The following is a 15613-nucleotide window of genomic DNA, read 5'->3' as shown; positions in this document are numbered from 1 at the left end:
CCACAAATATGGCAACTTATGAGGATAAATGCAAACGTATGGAAACAAAAAAGCATCCTAAGTGGATGCTTTTAATGATATTTTTAAACAATGAGAACAAATGAGAACTTTATTCTAGGTTTTGGATCTGTTCTCTCATCTGCTCGATTAACACCTTAAGCTCTACAGCTGCTTGAGTAATCTCGGCGTTAATCGATTTAGACGCTAGAGTGTTTGCTTCACGGTTGAACTCTTGCATCATAAAATCTAAGCGTCGGCCGCAGGCGCCGCCTTTTTTAAGGATTTTTTGCGTTTCGCTTACGTGTGAATCTAGGCGATCTAACTCTTCAGCCACATCAATTTTCTGCGCTACCATAATCATTTCTTGCTCGATGCGCTGCGGGTCTAGCTCTTCAATCACATTGGCTAGGCGGGTTTTTAAGCGCTCGCGCTGCCATTGCATCACTGCTGGCATTTGCTCGCGTACAAAGGCCACTTGCTCGGTAATTTTATCAAGGCGGGTGGTAATCATTACTGCGGTATTTGCCCCTTCGCTGGCACGGCTTTCTATAAACGCCGTTAGCGCTTCTTGCCAGCCTGCGAGTAGCTCTTTGCTAATGGCGTCGGCGTCTTGCTCTGGAGTTTCCATTACGCCAGGCCAGCGCAGTATGTCTACTGGGTTAATTTGCCCGCCCGCTTGCTGCTGTACCCATTCGGCATTTTGAATAAGTTGTTCGGCAAGGGTTTTATTTAACTGCAGTTCGCCACGGTTGGCTTGGTCGGCCTCGAAGCGCAGATTACATTCAACTTTACCGCGCTGTAGGGCCTTGCGGATTTTGTCACGCAGCACTGGCTCTAGGGAGCGAAACTGTTCTGGCATGCGCCAGTAAGTTTCTAGGTAACGTTGGTTTACGCTGCGAATTTCCCATGTTGCACTGCCCCAATCGCCTTTAAGTTGGTGGCGTGCGTAGCCTGTCATGCTGTGGATCATAGTTGAATGCCCTTAATAAATTTGCTCGATTATAGCGGCTATTGGGCGCTTAGTCAGTCTAGGCGTGACCAAGTGCGATAAAAGCCTATATAATAGCCGCGAATTTTAAATTACAGGGTTATTACCATGCGTCCGAACGGAAGAGCTGTTGAACAAATGCGTCCAATTACTATTACTCGAAACTACACGGCGCACGCCGAGGGTTCTGTTTTGGTCGAGTTTGGCGATACTAAAGTGCTATGTAATGCCTCGGTAGATGACGGTGTGCCACGTTTCTTAAAAGGTAAAGGCCAAGGTTGGATTACCGCTGAATATGGCATGTTGCCGCGCTCTACCCATAGCCGCATGGGCCGCGAAGCTGCTCGTGGTAAGCAAAGTGGTCGTACTCAAGAAATCCAACGTTTAATTGGTCGCTCACTACGTGCTGCAGTTGATTTAGAAGCGCTTGGCGAATACACCATTGTAGTGGATTGTGATGTTATTCAAGCCGACGGTGGCACGCGTACTGCGGCTATTACTGGTGCTTGCGTAGCCTTGCAAGATGCCATTTGGTGGATGATGGAGCAGAAGAAACTAAAAGTTAGCCCTCTTAAGCAGCTTATTGCTGCAGTATCGGTAGGTGTGGTTGATGGCAAAGTAGTGTGTGACCTTGAATACACCGAAGACAGCGTAGCCGAAACCGACATGAATGTTGTTATGTGTGAAGACGGCAACATGATTGAAGTGCAAGGCACAGCAGAGGGTGCACCGTTTAGCCACGAAGAATTATTAGAAATGCTGGCCTTTGCTAAAGAGGGTATTAGCCAAATTAACATTGCCCAGCGCGAAGCTCTAGCTAAGTAATTGAGAGAGAAAAATGAAAGCTTATCAACGTGAGTTTATTGAATTTGCTTTAGCCAAAGGCGTATTAAAGTTTGGCGAATTTACCTTAAAGTCTGGCCGAACTAGCCCGTACTTCTTTAATGCTGGTTTGTTTAACACAGGCCGAGATTTAAACCGTTTAGGCAAGTTTTACGCTGCAGCGCTACAAGACTCAAATATTGATTATGACTTGGTATTTGGCCCAGCGTATAAAGGTATTCCTATCGCAACCACAACAGTTGTAGCTTTAGATGAGCACCACGGTAAAGACGTGCCTTACTGCTTTAATCGCAAAGAAGCTAAAACTCATGGCGAAGGCGGCAGCTTGGTTGGCTCTGAGTTAGCAGGCAAAGTAATGTTGGTGGACGACGTAATTACTGCGGGCACAGCGATTCGTGAATCAATGGACATTATTAATGCCCATAACGCTGAGTTAGCCGGTGTGCTTATTGCCTTAGATCGCCAAGAGAAAGGTAAAGGCGAGCTGTCGGCAATTCAAGAAGTTGAACGCGATTACAGCGCTACGGTTATTTCGATTGTTAAGTTGGCTGATTTAATTACCTACTTAGAAGAACAAGGCGATAATCAAACTGCACTAGAGGCAGTGAGCGCTTATCGCGAGCAATACGGTATTGCTTAGCATTTATAATACCTAAACCTAAGGCGGCTTTGTTAAGTCGCCTTTTTTGTACCTAAAATGCGTTAATTGTCATTAGTGTATTGATGGTTTTATTTTTAAAAGATAGAGTAGCGTGGCTTGGGGCTTAATACCCCCACTAATTAGGATATTTGCATGTAATTCAGAGAACTAAGGAAGTCTCATGTCTGTTGAACTAAATGCCACCAAAACTCAAATCTCTATCCTCGTGTCGAACGCTTTAACCGCGATAAAAAACCGCAACACCGACGCTCAATGGGAGCAAAAAGTGAAAGCGGTTGCCGATAAATTAGCGCATTTAAGTAAAACCATTAAAACCTCTAAAAGTAATGTGCAGCACTTTGGCAACGCTCAACAAAAACAGGCTGCACCGCAGCATCGTTTTAGTGCTAAGCAATCAACTAATAGCAAATTGGCTAATATGAATGGCTTAGAAGAGGCTGTGAACAGCGCGATGAAGAAGATTGCAAAACAGCTTAAGGATGAGTCGGTTAAATCTCCGTTTAAAGACAAAAAAGCTTATGAGTTGATGGATATGTTAGCCGGTGAGGTTAGCTCTTATGAACAGCTGTTAAGCTCTTTAGAAAGTTTGGCTAAAAGCGCGTCTACTGCTGCAAATACCAGCAATACCATGGTGATTCAAAATAATACCACTTTGCTTAAAGCGCAGGGGGTAAGCGGGCCTAGCGTTCTTATGCTGGTGGCATTATCGCTGCGTGTTGTTGCGATGATGATAGCCTCCAAACAAAACTAGCCACTGACTTATTGGCTGCTTAAAGGCTGTTTAGTCTCTGCCTAAGCAGCCTTGGTTTTGCTAATCTCGTTCGCTCTCGCGCTCCGACATTCTTGCGCCGACTAAGCTTGCTACCAATATTGCCATGTAGAACTGGCCAAACACTGCTTCACTAAAAGTGAAAAAGCGGGAGATAGGCGTATTAGGGGTGATTTCGCCGTATCCCAGGGTGGTTAGCGTAACAAAGCTAAAGTAGATGAAGTCGGTCATTTGGGTGCTCCAATGCTCTTTAGGCACCCCGTTAAATGCGTCGTTTAACCAAAAGTTTAAAATGGTATATAAATGCGCCCAGCCTAGGCCTATCAACAAAAAGATACAGATTGCGCCAACAATTTTATTGCTATCTATGTGGCCGGTAAATAGCACCTGTTTCAAAGCTGTCCAGGTAGTTAATACCAAATAACAGAACACAATGGTGAGGTATAAACTCACTAAACCTTCTGCTTCAAACCAATAACTAAAAAAAGCCAGTACCGAGGTGGTGAATAAGAAGCCGATGCCCGTTACATACCATAAGCGTTTGCCTTTGGCCTGCCACACTCCAGCGGCTAGCACCAGTACCATGGCTATTTGTAAAAACCTAAAACCGTCTCCTTGCCAGAATTGATCTAAGCAAGCGGCGAGAAAGATATAACCCACCAAAGCAATGGTAAGAAAGTAGAAGTTGTTCTTTTCGCTCCAATCCATGAGCTTTTTCATGTAGCTAACCTATATCAATGGTTTAGTTAATAATTTAGCAAATTTGCTGACGAACTGCTTAACAATTACTAGGAGCTGTTGACCTTTGGTGTTGAAATTTTGTTCGCTTATCTGGACTCTTCGGGCTGCATTTCTTAGCCATTTATTCAGCGTTAGCGAGCGATTGTTAAGCCCACTTAACCTCGCGCTCACTGCCTTTCCTAAATGGCTGATAAGTTGCTGCAAAAACCATCAGCATAGGTCAATAGATCCTAACGTGATTAAAGCTTGCGATAACTCTCAACTTTGCGTTTTGGTGGCGGTGCATTTTGATGTAAATCAAGCCAAGATTGCTTAGCTAAAACAGATGAAAAGCTAGCTTCTACACTGTAATTATCACCAGTTACACGGGAGAGCAGATATGCGATTTAATCAACTAAAACTGCTGCTAGAGCACTTTGTATCGTGCCGCGAAGCAATGATGGCCCTATATCGGCGCTTGGAGTTAAATAGCGATGCAGAGAGAGTGCGCATGTTACTGGCTTACCTGCAACATCAAGAGCGGGAAAATGCCGAGCATTTACAGGATTTTATTAGCCAGGCCAAACCTGAGTTGTTAGAGACTTGGACCGACATTCGCGTGGAAAAAGATTTATTGGATTATATGGCTAAGCTGAGTAGACCAGCCGATATTAGCAGTGATGATGTAAGCAATTTGGCCTTGGAGCTTAGTGAGCAGTCGCTAAGCTTATTGCGCTTAGCTAAAGATGAGTTAACCATGTTAGGGGCGAGGCAGTTTTTAGCTAACTTGATTGAACATCAAGAAAAACGCCAACAGCAAATGGTGCATGCCACCCATAGGTTAGATGATATCTAGGCGAATATAGAATACAAAAAAGCACAGCCTAGGCTGTGCTTTTTATTTGGTATAAAGCAGCCTATTAGCTGGCGACTTTATCCAAGTGAACATCCATTTGTGGGAATGGAATTTCGATGCCAGCATTATCTAGAGCCACTTTGATGTTTTCGTTTAGGTCAAAGTAAGCTCCCCAGTAATCGGCGCTATTTACCCATGGGCGAACGACTAGGTTCACTGAGCTATCGGCCAATTCGCTTACACCAATAGTGATGTCTGGATCTTTTAATACACGAGAGTCTGCTTCACATACTTCGCGTAGTATCGCTTTAGTTTTAGCTAAATCGGCGTTGTAGCTAACCCCAACTACCAAGTCTACACGGCGGGTAGGATGGGTAGAGTAGTTTACAATGTTACCGCCTAAGACCGCGCCATTTGGTACAACAATTTGTTTGTTGTCAGGCGTTTTTAACACGGTGGTGAAGATTTGCACTGATGCTACCGAGCCCGCTGTACCCGCAATCTCTACAAAATCACCGGCTTTGAATGGGCGGAAACCAATAATAAGTACACCTGCTGCAAAGTTAGACAATGACCCTTGCAAGGCCAAACCAACAGCTAAACCAGCGGCACCAATAATGGCAACAAACGAAGCAGTTTGAATACCAATGCGTGATAGCGCAGCAATAATCACAAAGGCAATAATGATGTATTTCACCATTGAGCCAACAAAGTGACTAATTGTTGTATCTAATTTGCGAGCGTTCATTAGTTTTTCTACGCTTGACGCCATTACGCGCGCAACGATCATACCAACAAACAAAATGGCGATAGCAGCAGCAATGTTGATTGCGTATTGCATTAGCAGGTCTTGGTTGTTCTCAAACCAACTGGTACCTTCGGTAAATACGTCCATGTGTTAAGCCTTCTTATGGAGTGAAATTAGCTACAAATTTAGCAGCTTTTTTAATACAAACAAGTGTCTAGATTCTTTACAGAAAGGTTTAAGGCCTGCCGGGGAATTTAGCAGGCCTATTAAGCGCTTAGCTTTGCACTAGCTGCTGCTTTAAAAAGCCCCAGTGGGTGTCAAATTGGGCGGTAGGTTCTAGCTTAAATTCACTGCGCACGTATTGGCTAATACGTCCTTCGGTATAGGCCAGTAACAAGGTAGCTAGGCTGTTTTCTTCAATTAAGAAGCCTTGTCCTTCACGTAACCTACGCTCGCGTAATACTTGTTTAAGTTGCACTTCAATTTTGTCGAACAAAATGCTGACTCTGGCGCGCAAACGCTCGTGCTCACCTTGTAAGGCATCGCCAGTTAAAATGCGGCTTAAGCCTGGGTTGCGCTCGGCAAAACCCAGTAATAGCATGAGTATGTGCTGGCAGCGATTTAAGGTATCTTTTTGTTCTTCCTGAATCAGATTAATGCGTGATAGCAAGGTTTCTTCGATAAACTCTATTAAGCCTTCAAACATCCTAGCTTTGCTGGGAAAGTGACGATACAAAGCAGCTTCTGATACGCCTACTTCTTTGGCTAGGCTTGCAGTGGTGATGCGTTGTCCGTGGCTGGTTTCTAACATGCGCGCCAGCGCCTGCAGAATTTGTTCGCGGCGATTGCTTTTTGGTTTTCCCGCCATGGTTATGGTAATCCTTTTTATTAGTCTATTAGCGTACTACTTGAGAACCGTTTACTTTGTACCGGAATGGCCAAATCCACCTTCACCACGCTGGCTAGCGGCAAAATCGTCTACTATCTCGAAGCTAGCTTGTACCACAGGCACAAATACTAACTGGGCGATGCGCTCGCCGGGTTCGATGGTAAAAGTAGTTTGTCCGCGGTTCCAACAAGACACCATTAATTGTCCTTGGTAGTCGGAGTCGATCAGTCCAACGAGGTTACCCAGAACAATGCCGTGCTTATGGCCAAGGCCAGAACGCGGTAAAATGGTGGCAGCAAGAGTAGGATCGGCAATATGAATCGCTAAGCCAGTAGGAATTAGCTCGGTTTGGCCGGGGGCTAATGTTATGGCTTGGTCTAAGCAGGCGCGTAAATCCATGCCTGCTGAGCCTGGTGTCGCGTATTCTGGCATTGGAAAAGTAGTGCCAATTCTTTGGTCTAGTATTTTTAGTGCTATTTGTTTCATTTTTTTGTTTTGATTATTGTGCAGCGTACTGCTTGGCGATTAATGCCATTAATTGTTGTGCCAATTCTGATTTATCAGCGAGGTCTAATTGCTGATGGCCAGTTGGCCAAAATACCGATAAGGCATTTTGCTCACTATTAAAGCCTTGTTCGGGCTTTGATACGTCGTTGGCGGCGATCATGTCTAGGTTTTTTCGCGCCATTTTGTCTTGTGCGTAATGTGCTACGTCTTGTGTTTCAGCAGCAAAACCCACCGTAAAGGGTTTGTTAGCTAAACCAGCAATGGTGGCTACAATATCTGGATTTTTAACTAAACGTAACTGCATTTCGTCGCTGTCATCGGTTTTCTTGATTTTTTGTTCAGCAACATCGGCTACTCGGTAGTCGGCTACTGCTGCGCAAGCGATAAAAATATCACAGCTTGCGACTTGATTTAGTGTTGCGTCGAGCATTTGCTGGGCAGTTTTAACCGCCACCTTATTAACGCCTGCTGGTGTACCTAAGTTCACCGGGCCGGAAACTACCGTAACCTTGGCGCCAAGTTGTTCGGCAGCAGCAGCTAAAGCAAAACCCATTTTACCGGAGCTGTGATTGCTTATATAACGTACCGGATCAATCGCTTCACGAGTTGGGCCGGCGGTAATCATCACATTTACGTCTTTTAGTAGCGCTGGGGATTTGGGAGCAAAAAACTCGTTAATGTGAGTGAGCAGCTGAGCGGGCTCAAGCATCCTACCTGGGCCTACATCGCCACAGGCTTGTTCGCCTTGGGCTGGGCCCCATATATGCACTTGGCGTTGCTTAAGCTGGCTTAAATTAGCCTGAGTAGCAGCTGCTTGGTACATTTGTTGGTTCATTGCTGGCGCAATGGCAATTGGGGCGGCAGTTGCTAGCATCAATGTGCTGACTAACTCGTCGGCCAAACCATAGGTAAACTTAGCAATGCTATTGGCGGTAGCAGGTGCCATCAATACTAAATCTGGCCATTTAGCATAGGCGATGTGGCCCATGGATGCCTCTTGAGCAGGGTCGACTACCTCCAAGCCTACTGGTTCGCCAGATACTGCCTGTAGCGTTAAGGGAGTAATAAAGTGGGTGGCGTGGTTGGTCATTACCACTTTTACTTCTGCGCCTTGCTCTTTTAGACGACGCACCAACTCTGGCATTTTGTATGCCGCAATCCCGCCTGTAATCGCGAGTAGAATCTTCTTTCCCGTTAACATGCTGATACCGCTTCGATAATCTCAGTTTGATATCGGCAAGCCTATCACAAAACTTAAGATCTCCGCATACACAAGCCAGCAGTTTCGACTACGCTTGTTTTTATTGATTCATTCATTAGTTATTAGAATGCATGGCAATTTGTGATTGGCCGGCCGAACAACGGCCAAGAGAAAAGTTATTAAATAGTGGTGCCCAAAGTTTAAGTGATGCTGAGTTACTGGCGATTTTTTTGCGAGTAGGATGTGCCGGACTAGATGCAGTGAGTTTAGCTCAGCATTTACTCGCTCAGTTTGGCTCTTTGCGAGCGGTATTAGCTGCCGATCATCAGCAGTTTTGCGCAGAAAAAGGTTTGGGTAGTGCAAAATTTGCACAATTACATGCTTCGATAGAAATGAGTCGACGTTATTTGCTGGCCGATATTAGTGAAAATAGTGTGTTAGATAGCGCCGAATCGGCAAAAAACTACCTTTCTATAGAATTATCTCACCAACAACGTGAAGTATTTGCAATATTGCTATTGGATAATCAGCATCGAGTGGTACAATTCGCGCCGCTATTTTTCGGAACGATTGATGCCGCCAGTGTTTACCCACGGGTGGTGGTACAGCGAGTATTAGAAAAAAATGCTGCTGCAGTAATATTTGCCCATAATCACCCCTCGGGTGTGGCAGAGCCAAGTTTGGCTGATAAGCAAATTACTACCAAATTAATCAAGGCCTTAGCACTGATTGATGTGCGAGTTTTAGACCATGTTGTAGTCGGCTGTGGAGAGACTGTGTCTTTCGCCGAGCGCGGTTGGATCTGATCTTTGTTCAATTTTTTAGTTGATCTAGGGTTCTATTTCCTGTATAAAATGCGGCCTTTCTGTCGTCCCGGGCGACGGCCTAACGGGGCATGAACAGATGCTCGAGCAGAAGTACATATTTGGAGAAGACTGACATGTCTAGAGTATGCCAAGTTACTGGTAAGAAACCAGCTGTTGGTAACAACGTATCACACGCAAAAAACCGCACTCGTCGTCGTTTTTTGCCTAACCTTCAATCTCACCGTTTTTGGGTTGAGACTGAGAAACGTTTTGTTAAATTACGCGTATCAACTAAAGGTATGCGCATCATCGACAAAAAAGGTATCGACGCTGTTTTAGCTGAGATGCGTGGTCGTGGTGAGAAGGTATAAGGAACTAAGAAATGGCTAAAGGTATTCGCGAAAAAATTCGTTTGAACTCATCAGCTGGCACTGGTCACTTCTACACCACTGATAAGAACAAACGTAACATGCCTGAAAAAATGGAGATCAAAAAATTTGATCCTGTTGTTCGTAAGCACGTTATGTACAAAGAAGGCAAAATCAAATAGATTTTGGCTTTAATGAATCAAGAAGCTCAGCTTAGGCTGGGCTTTTTTTTGCCTGTTTTTTAGTGGCTACAACAACCTAGTGCCCTTTACTCACCAAAGACTTCCCGCTTATGATGCTCCTAATTAAAGGAGAATCTCGATGAAAATGAGCCGCAGAGGCTGGAATAACATCATCATATTTGCTGTTGCCTCGATGATTTTGATTTTCAAATACGTAGAAATGAATGAACAGGCCGCCCCAAGCGAGCAAATGGCGGTTGGTCAGTTATTGCCGCAGGGAGCCACCATTTTACGGATTGAATTGCCTGAAGTAGTAATAGAGCGGGTTGGCACTCAATGGCGCAGTGAGCCGCCTCTAGAGCGTTCGGTAGCTGTTATTGATGCGTGGTTACATATTCAACTAGAACCTTGGCAGGATGCTTTAGGTGGCGCAGCAATTAGCCGTAGCATAATGGTTTACTTAGCCAACTCAGCCGTGCCGCTTGAACTAACCTTATTTAGCTTGGGCGAGCAGCATTGGCTTACCAACTGGCAAGGCCAGCTTTTGTCTGTGGATAGCGACAGCTACCATGCTCTTTTCCCAACGATGAGTTCACCCGATGCCTGAGTTACCAGAGGTAGAAACCAGCCGTCGCGGGATTAGCCCGCATATCGAAAAACAAGTGATTAGCGAAATAGTGGTTCGCCAACCTAAATTACGTTGGCCAGTGCCTGAGTTGATCCAGTGCTGTGTGGGTTTAGCTATTTTGTCGGTAACGCGACGGGCTAAGTATTTGCTGCTGGAAACTGAAGCTGGCCACATCATTATTCACTTGGGCATGTCGGGTAGTTTGCGAATTGTTGAGCAAGGCCTAGCAGCCGAAAAGCATGACCATGTAGATATAGTATTAGCAAATGGAAAAGTGCTTAGGCTTAACGATCCTCGTCGTTTTGGCTGTGTATTGTTTAGTCAGCTACCCGTTGAGCAACATAATTTGTTGGTTAATTTGGGGCCAGAGCCCTTACATGATGAGTTCTCAGCTAAGTATTTAATTGAGCAAGCCAGCAAGCGAAGTGTGGCGATTAAGCAATTTATTATGGATAACAAAGTGGTCGTGGGCGTAGGTAATATCTACGCCAACGAGGCTTTATTTAGAACGGGCATCCATCCTAAACGTGCTGCTAACAAAGTGAGCAAAGTGCGCCTAGAGATGCTTACCGACAACATCAAACAAGTGTTGGCGGAAGCCATTGAACAAGGTGGCACTAGCCTTAAAGATTTTACCAATGCCGATGGCAAGCCTGGCTACTTTAAGCAGACCTTAGCGGTATATGGCCGAGAAGGCGAAGCTTGCGATACTTGCGGGGAGCTGATTAAGGCATTACGTATTGGCCAGCGCAATACCTTCTTTTGCCCACATTGTCAGCGCTAGCCCTTTTATTTAGCGAGTTTCTTACTGACGGATTTAGCAACATGCGGCGCAACAAAGCGTTCTATTTCGCCGCCATGTTTGGCCACTTCTTTAATCAGGGTGGAGGAAATAAAACTCACCCCCTCGCCTGGTGTAAGAAACACGCTTTCTAAGTTGGGATCCAGTTGGCGGTTCATATCGGCCAGCTGCATCTCATATTCAAAATCAGAACCGGTGCGCAAGCCGCGCAACAATACGTTGGCATTTTGTTGTTTGGCTAAATCTACCAATAAGCCTGTAAAACCAATCACTTCTATATTGGTATTGGCACTAATCGTTTGTTCCAGCAACTTAACCCTTTCTTCTAAGCTAAACAGAGGTTGTTTACTGGGGCTGGCGGCAACCGCCACAATTACTGTGTCAAACATACGCGCCGCGCGTTGGATTAAATCGCTATGGCCGTTGGTCACTGGATCAAAGGTGCCAGGATAAATTACCCGAGTTGTCATGTAGCTATGCCAAAAATTGATGTTAGTTGGATTATAACCCCAAGCTTTCAGAAGATGCAGGTATTCACGCTAAATCCTGTTAAAACGTTCGGGAAAAGATTTACTTAAGCTGCTTGAGCTAACTAGCTCACAGGCTTGGGGAAAATTCTTGAGCCCGAGTGCAAGATTGGTCACAATGCGCAGGCTTAATGATTGGGACAAACACATGCAAAAACTGTTGGTAGTGCGAAACGACAAAATTGGCGACTTTATGCTGGCGTGGCCCAGCTTTGCGCTGCTAAAAGCTTCAATACCTAATTGTGAAATAAGCGCTTTGGTGCCTAGCTATACCGCTCCTCTCGCAGAGCTTTGCCCTTGGATTGACAAGGTAATTATTGATTGCGGAGCGGATAGTGATGCTGGTGCGCAAGCAGCACTACTTAACGAGGTGAAGCAACAGCACTTCGATGGTTATTTGTGCTTGTTCTCAACCATGCGTAACGCTTGGCTAGGTGCACGCGCCGGTATTAAATTACGCTGTGCACCTGCCACTAAGCTTGCTCAGTTTTTGTATAATCACCGAGTAAAGCAACGCCGCTCTCAATCTCGAAAGCCTGAATTTGAATACAACTTAGAACTTACTCGCGCTTTTTTAACTAAGTTGCAAGTCAACCCGATAGAGCCTACTACTCCTTATTTGCAGTTTAGCGCTGAGCAAATTGCTAAACGTAAGCAGGCTGAGTTTGCCGAGTTGGATGCTAAAGCCTTAGCAATGGTACATATCGGCAGCGGTGGCTCGGCAAATAACTTAAGCATTGAGCAGTATTTTAGTTTGATTGATTGTCTGGCTAAGCTTAAGCCCGAGTTACACTTTGTGATTACTGCAGGGCCTGGCGAGTTAATTGCCGCTCAAGAGTTGGTGAATCAGTTAGATACTGCAGAGGTGTCTAGTCAGCTATATTATTCAGAAGAGGGCTTAAAAACCTTTTGTGAAGTATTGGCCTGTGCTGAAGTGTTTATTGCTGGTTCAACCGGGCCGCTGCATATTGCAGGAGCTTTAGATGTGCCAACTGTTGGCTTTTTCCCTAGTCGTCGCAGTGCAACACCTTTGCGTTGGCAGCCTCTTAATAGCCAAGGCCGACATATTTCTTTCTCGCCGCCGGCAGGTGAGCTTACTCAAGAAGATATGAGTTTGATTAATGTGAGTGACTCAGCTGTTAAAATTAATTTGTGGTGGCAAAAGCTGCAAACAAAACAAGTAGCAGAATAAAACGATGAGCGTAATAAAAAAGATAAGAACGGCGCTGCGGCAGTTTGATGGAAAGCGCAGAGAGAAGTCGATTGGCTTAGAAGTTTGGTTTCTCAAACTATTGGGCGGTAGAAAAGGTAGAACCGAGCGCTTGCTTAAGCCGACAGAAGTGAAGCGGGTTTTAATTATTCGCAATAATAAGCGCATTGGAAATATGTTCTTTTTATTGCCTTTTGTTAATCAAGTTAAAGCGCTGTATCCCGATGCTGAGGTTGAGCTGATACTCAGCGATCCTTGGCAAGGCTCTATATTTGAAAACCTCGGGCTTTCTCGTATTCACTTTTCTCAGTTTGGTTTGAAAACCATCCCACAGTTTTTTCGAGCAATGAAGCAGTTAAAGCAACAACCCTATGATTTAGTATTGTTGCCTTATGGAGGCTCTAGCGACCGTATTGTTGCTTCAATGGTTGAAGCTAAAAACGTTGTCGCTTTTTATGGCCCCGCAGATGCTGCAGTGTGCAGCCATACTTATAAATACCAGGGACGATATCCTCACTTTGCATTAAGTTGCATGGAGCTTCTAGAGCAACTGCATAATGCTGAGCCCGCTGAATATTTTGGGCGACTAATATTGAGTGACGCTGAGCAGCAAGAGGCGCTTAAGCAATTGCAGACTTTGTTGGGCGAATGCCAAGCAAAACCAAGTTTGGCGTATTTTCGTGGCGCGCGTGGCGCTAAGGTGATTGCCGATAAAGACTGGCAAATTTTGTTAGCTAAGTTTAAGCAGCACTATGCTGGCGAAGTGAACCTTATTGAGATATTGAGTCCTGATGTGACAGAGCCACTGGTAGAGGCAGAATTCACCTACTCCAATGGTGACCTAAGAAAACTAGCGGCATTTTTACAGCAAGTACCCTTGTTTTTCTGTGGTGATACTGGCCCCTTGCACTTAGCAAGCTCTGCTGGTGCCTATTGCGTAGGTTTGTTTACGGTAACCAATGTAGCGCAATATGGCTGCCTAGGTGAACATGCGGTTAACGTGACCGATTTAGCGGCTATAGATGCAGCTAACTTATTGGAAGACCTTAAACTTCAGTAAGTTTACTTTTTGTAGTGGCTGTCGTTTTCTCGTGCCCATAAATCGGCGTATTTCACAAAGGTTGAATGCGCCGAGAGTAATGCAATTAAAAAGCCTGCTTTACCATCTAAAAAACCGCGCTTGAGCAAGTACATTTTGGCAAAACAGCCAATCGCATGCACTATTCCTTGGCCTAAGCTTGCCCGTTTACCTTTGGCTTCGCGCTGATCTGCCCAAGCTTTGGCATAGCCCGCAGATTTGACTAAGTAGTGCTCAATATTTTTGTAGGAATAATGCAAGATATCGCCATCTAGCTCTGCCACCTGACAGCCCTCAGGCACCGTTACAGATTCATGGACTAGGTTATCGTTGTATCCAGTTAGCTCACGCGGGTAAAGTCTGATATGTCGATAGTACCAACCGGAATGCTTAAGAAAACGGCCAAATACCCAAGTCAATTCATTAAGATTGAATACCGTGTTGGTCGGTGGGTTTTCTAGCATTTGTTCGATGTTATTGCGCAGTGTTTCATCAATGCGCTCATCGGCATCGACTGCTAAGATCCAATCACCGTTTGCATAGCTCTGCGCTAGCTGTTTTTGCTTTCCAAAACCAGGCCAATCGATGTTGCTGTGCACATCTTGAGTATATTGTTTGGCAAGCTCTACGGTGCCATCGGTGCTACCAGAGTCCACAACTACTATTTGGTCAACCCAAGTTAAGCTTTCTAAGCAATCTTTTAGACTGTCTTGCTCATTTTTAGTAATGATTATTGCGCTAATGCTAGCTTGGCGTGAACTCATAATTGTTGCTCTTTTTTAATCAATTCAAACATCTCAATCACCGCGTCAAGGGTGATGTATTGCATTGCTTTGGGATCTTTCACTCTGCTGCGCCAACTAAGCTGAGCTGCGGGCTTGCCTTGTTCTTTTTCAATCAGTGTTTGCCACACGCTCACAACGTAATCTCGATAATGATAAGGACCAGTGCGTTGCGGGTTGTGGTGAGCATATAGTCCTAGAACGGGTGTATTTACCGCTACCGCCATATGAGCTGGGCCAGTATCTGGCGATATTAGCAGATCTGCTTGGGCAATGAGTGCCCAAAGCTGGCTTAAGTTGGTTTTTCCACAAAGGTTGTTTAGTTTACCTTGGCAGGCTTGGTTAACTTGCTCACTTAACGCCATTTCATTGCTAGCCGGGCTGCCGATTAAACTCACTTGGTAGCCCTGCTCAAGTGCGTATTGGGCGATGCCTACATAACCTTGCAGGGTCCAATTTTTATAGGCCTTGCTAGCCGCTGGGCAGATCACGATATGCTTATCAGAACTGCCTAGCAGTTGTTTTGCGGTATCTTGATCTGCTTCTGAGAGTGGCACGTGCCAATTTGGGGCTTGAATATCTATTCCTAGTGGCAATAAAAATTGTAGAAAGCCATCTAATACATGGGCCGAATTAGCCGGAGCAATTTTCTCGTTAGTAAACAGCCACTGGCCATCTTTACCGCGGCTTTTGTCAAAACCAATTCTACGCTTTGCGCGAATGCAGCAACTTAACACGCTGGCGCGCAGTGCTGCTTGCATGTGCAGCAATACATCAAATTGCTCGCTATTAAGCTCTCGTTTAATGGCGAGCATGCCTTTTAAGCCATCTTTTTTGTTGTATACAACTAGTTTTATATTGCTAAAGGCAGCCAATAACTGTGCTTCAGCTTTGCCACATACCCAGGTGACATCGGCATTTGGGTAACTGTTTTGAAGTTGCTGAACAACAGCCAAAGCATTACAGACGTCGCCGATGGCTGATAGGCGTAAAATACAGACTTTTAAGGTGGTTTGCTGCTTGGTCATTTTGGCAAAAGTGGCGGATT

General features: G+C 45.0%; 20 protein-coding genes. 11 read left to right on the top strand and 9 right to left on the bottom strand.

The genetic code is table 11. The features are described 5' to 3' along the window. Window positions 1–109: 109 nt before the first annotated feature. The gene (locus LQZ07_RS23820) at window positions 110–970 is read right to left on the bottom strand and encodes a YicC/YloC family endoribonuclease (protein WP_152785280.1); all 861 of its coding nucleotides are present in this window, start codon (window positions 968–970) and stop codon (window positions 110–112) included. 126 nt (window positions 971–1096) lie between these two features. On the opposite strand from LQZ07_RS23820, the gene rph reads away from it, so the two are divergent. From rph to LQZ07_RS23805, 3 genes are all read left to right on the top strand, one after another. Beyond that, the gene (gene rph / locus LQZ07_RS23815) at window positions 1097–1813 is read left to right on the top strand and encodes a ribonuclease PH (RefSeq protein WP_152785282.1); all 717 of its coding nucleotides are present in this window, start codon (window positions 1097–1099) and stop codon (window positions 1811–1813) included. Window positions 1814–1826: 13 nt separating this feature from the next. Further along, window positions 1827–2471 carry an orotate phosphoribosyltransferase gene (gene pyrE, locus LQZ07_RS23810; RefSeq protein WP_152785284.1) on the top strand — a complete coding sequence of 215 codons (645 nt, stop codon included), beginning with the start codon at window positions 1827–1829 and terminating at the stop codon, window positions 2469–2471. 181 nt (window positions 2472–2652) lie between these two features. After that, window positions 2653–3243, top strand: coding sequence for a hypothetical protein (locus LQZ07_RS23805; protein ID WP_152785286.1), 591 nt, complete (start codon window positions 2653–2655; stop codon window positions 3241–3243). Window positions 3244–3303: 60 nt separating this feature from the next. Here the strand turns inward: LQZ07_RS23805 and LQZ07_RS23800 are convergent, their stop codons facing one another. Further along, window positions 3304–3981 carry a potassium channel family protein gene (locus LQZ07_RS23800; RefSeq protein ID WP_152785288.1) on the bottom strand — a complete coding sequence of 226 codons (678 nt, stop codon included), beginning with the start codon at window positions 3979–3981 and terminating at the stop codon, window positions 3304–3306. Between the two features lie 400 nt (window positions 3982–4381). Here LQZ07_RS23800 and LQZ07_RS23795 point away from each other — a divergent pair, with 400 nt between their 5' ends. Then, window positions 4382–4837: a hypothetical protein gene (locus LQZ07_RS23795; protein ID WP_152785292.1), complete on the top strand. Its 456-nt coding sequence runs from the start codon at window positions 4382–4384 to the stop codon at window positions 4835–4837. Between the two features lie 64 nt (window positions 4838–4901). Here the strand turns inward: LQZ07_RS23795 and mscS are convergent, their stop codons facing one another. The 4 genes from mscS to coaBC all read right to left on the bottom strand — a co-directional run bounded on the left by mscS (window position 4902) and on the right by coaBC (window position 8182). After that, entirely contained in the window at window positions 4902–5732 is an 831-nt protein-coding gene (mscS, locus tag LQZ07_RS23790; RefSeq protein ID WP_016400156.1) for a small-conductance mechanosensitive channel MscS, read from the bottom strand. Window positions 5733–5859: 127 nt separating this feature from the next. Beyond that, window positions 5860–6453: a nucleoid occlusion factor SlmA gene (gene slmA, locus LQZ07_RS23785; protein ID WP_016400155.1), complete on the bottom strand. Its 594-nt coding sequence runs from the start codon at window positions 6451–6453 to the stop codon at window positions 5860–5862. Window positions 6454–6504: 51 nt separating this feature from the next. After that, window positions 6505–6960, bottom strand: coding sequence for a dUTP diphosphatase (dut, locus tag LQZ07_RS23780; RefSeq protein WP_016400154.1), 456 nt, complete (start codon window positions 6958–6960; stop codon window positions 6505–6507). A 13-nt stretch (window positions 6961–6973) separates the two neighbouring features. After that, window positions 6974–8182 carry a bifunctional phosphopantothenoylcysteine decarboxylase/phosphopantothenate--cysteine ligase CoaBC gene (gene coaBC / locus LQZ07_RS23775; protein ID WP_152785294.1) on the bottom strand — a complete coding sequence of 403 codons (1209 nt, stop codon included), beginning with the start codon at window positions 8180–8182 and terminating at the stop codon, window positions 6974–6976. A 131-nt stretch (window positions 8183–8313) separates the two neighbouring features. Here coaBC and radC point away from each other — a divergent pair, with 131 nt between their 5' ends. From radC to mutM, 5 genes are all read left to right on the top strand, one after another. Beyond that, a complete protein-coding gene (gene radC, locus LQZ07_RS23770) occupies window positions 8314–8988 on the top strand; it encodes a DNA repair protein RadC (protein WP_152785296.1) in 675 nt (224 codons plus the stop codon). 134 nt (window positions 8989–9122) lie between these two features. After that, window positions 9123–9359 (top strand): 50S ribosomal protein L28, encoded by a 237-nt coding sequence (gene rpmB, locus LQZ07_RS23765; protein WP_016400150.1) that lies wholly within the window; start codon window positions 9123–9125, stop codon window positions 9357–9359. A 23-nt stretch (window positions 9360–9382) separates the two neighbouring features. Then, entirely contained in the window at window positions 9383–9538 is a 156-nt protein-coding gene (rpmG, locus tag LQZ07_RS23760; protein WP_285762680.1) for a 50S ribosomal protein L33, read from the top strand. 139 nt (window positions 9539–9677) lie between these two features. Continuing rightward, complete coding sequence (locus LQZ07_RS23755) at window positions 9678–10145, top strand: hypothetical protein (RefSeq protein WP_152785298.1); 468 nt, start codon at window positions 9678–9680, stop codon at window positions 10143–10145. Then, on the top strand, window positions 10138–10950 hold the full coding sequence (gene mutM / locus LQZ07_RS23750) for a bifunctional DNA-formamidopyrimidine glycosylase/DNA-(apurinic or apyrimidinic site) lyase (protein WP_152785300.1): 813 nt from the start codon (window positions 10138–10140) through the stop codon (window positions 10948–10950). Before LQZ07_RS23755 ends, mutM begins: the two co-directional genes overlap by 8 nt. Window positions 10951–10955: 5 nt before the next feature. Here the strand turns inward: mutM and coaD are convergent, their stop codons facing one another. After that, on the bottom strand, window positions 10956–11438 hold the full coding sequence (coaD, locus tag LQZ07_RS23745; protein ID WP_152785301.1) for a pantetheine-phosphate adenylyltransferase: 483 nt from the start codon (window positions 11436–11438) through the stop codon (window positions 10956–10958). Between the two features lie 205 nt (window positions 11439–11643). Between coaD and LQZ07_RS23740 the strand changes: the two genes are divergently transcribed. Next, window positions 11644–12687: a glycosyltransferase family 9 protein gene (locus LQZ07_RS23740; RefSeq protein WP_194164209.1), complete on the top strand. Its 1044-nt coding sequence runs from the start codon at window positions 11644–11646 to the stop codon at window positions 12685–12687. Between the two features lie 4 nt (window positions 12688–12691). Next, window positions 12692–13765: a glycosyltransferase family 9 protein gene (locus LQZ07_RS23735; protein ID WP_152785306.1), complete on the top strand. Its 1074-nt coding sequence runs from the start codon at window positions 12692–12694 to the stop codon at window positions 13763–13765. Window positions 13766–13767: 2 nt separating this feature from the next. Here the strand turns inward: LQZ07_RS23735 and LQZ07_RS23730 are convergent, their stop codons facing one another. Continuing rightward, on the bottom strand, window positions 13768–14547 hold the full coding sequence (locus tag LQZ07_RS23730; RefSeq protein ID WP_152785308.1) for a glycosyltransferase family 2 protein: 780 nt from the start codon (window positions 14545–14547) through the stop codon (window positions 13768–13770). Next, window positions 14544–15593, bottom strand: coding sequence for a glycosyltransferase family 9 protein (locus LQZ07_RS23725; RefSeq protein WP_152785310.1), 1050 nt, complete (start codon window positions 15591–15593; stop codon window positions 14544–14546). The genes LQZ07_RS23730 and LQZ07_RS23725 overlap by 4 nt, the downstream gene beginning before the upstream one ends. Between the last annotated feature and the right edge of the window lie 20 nt (window positions 15594–15613).

Origin of the sequence: Agarivorans sp. B2Z047 (assembly GCF_023373605.1) — a bacterium.
GTDB classification, from domain to species: Bacteria; Pseudomonadota; Gammaproteobacteria; order Enterobacterales; family Celerinatantimonadaceae; genus Agarivorans; species Agarivorans albus.
Note: the sequence above shows the minus strand (reverse complement) of the source record. Positions and strands in the feature narration are given on the sequence as shown.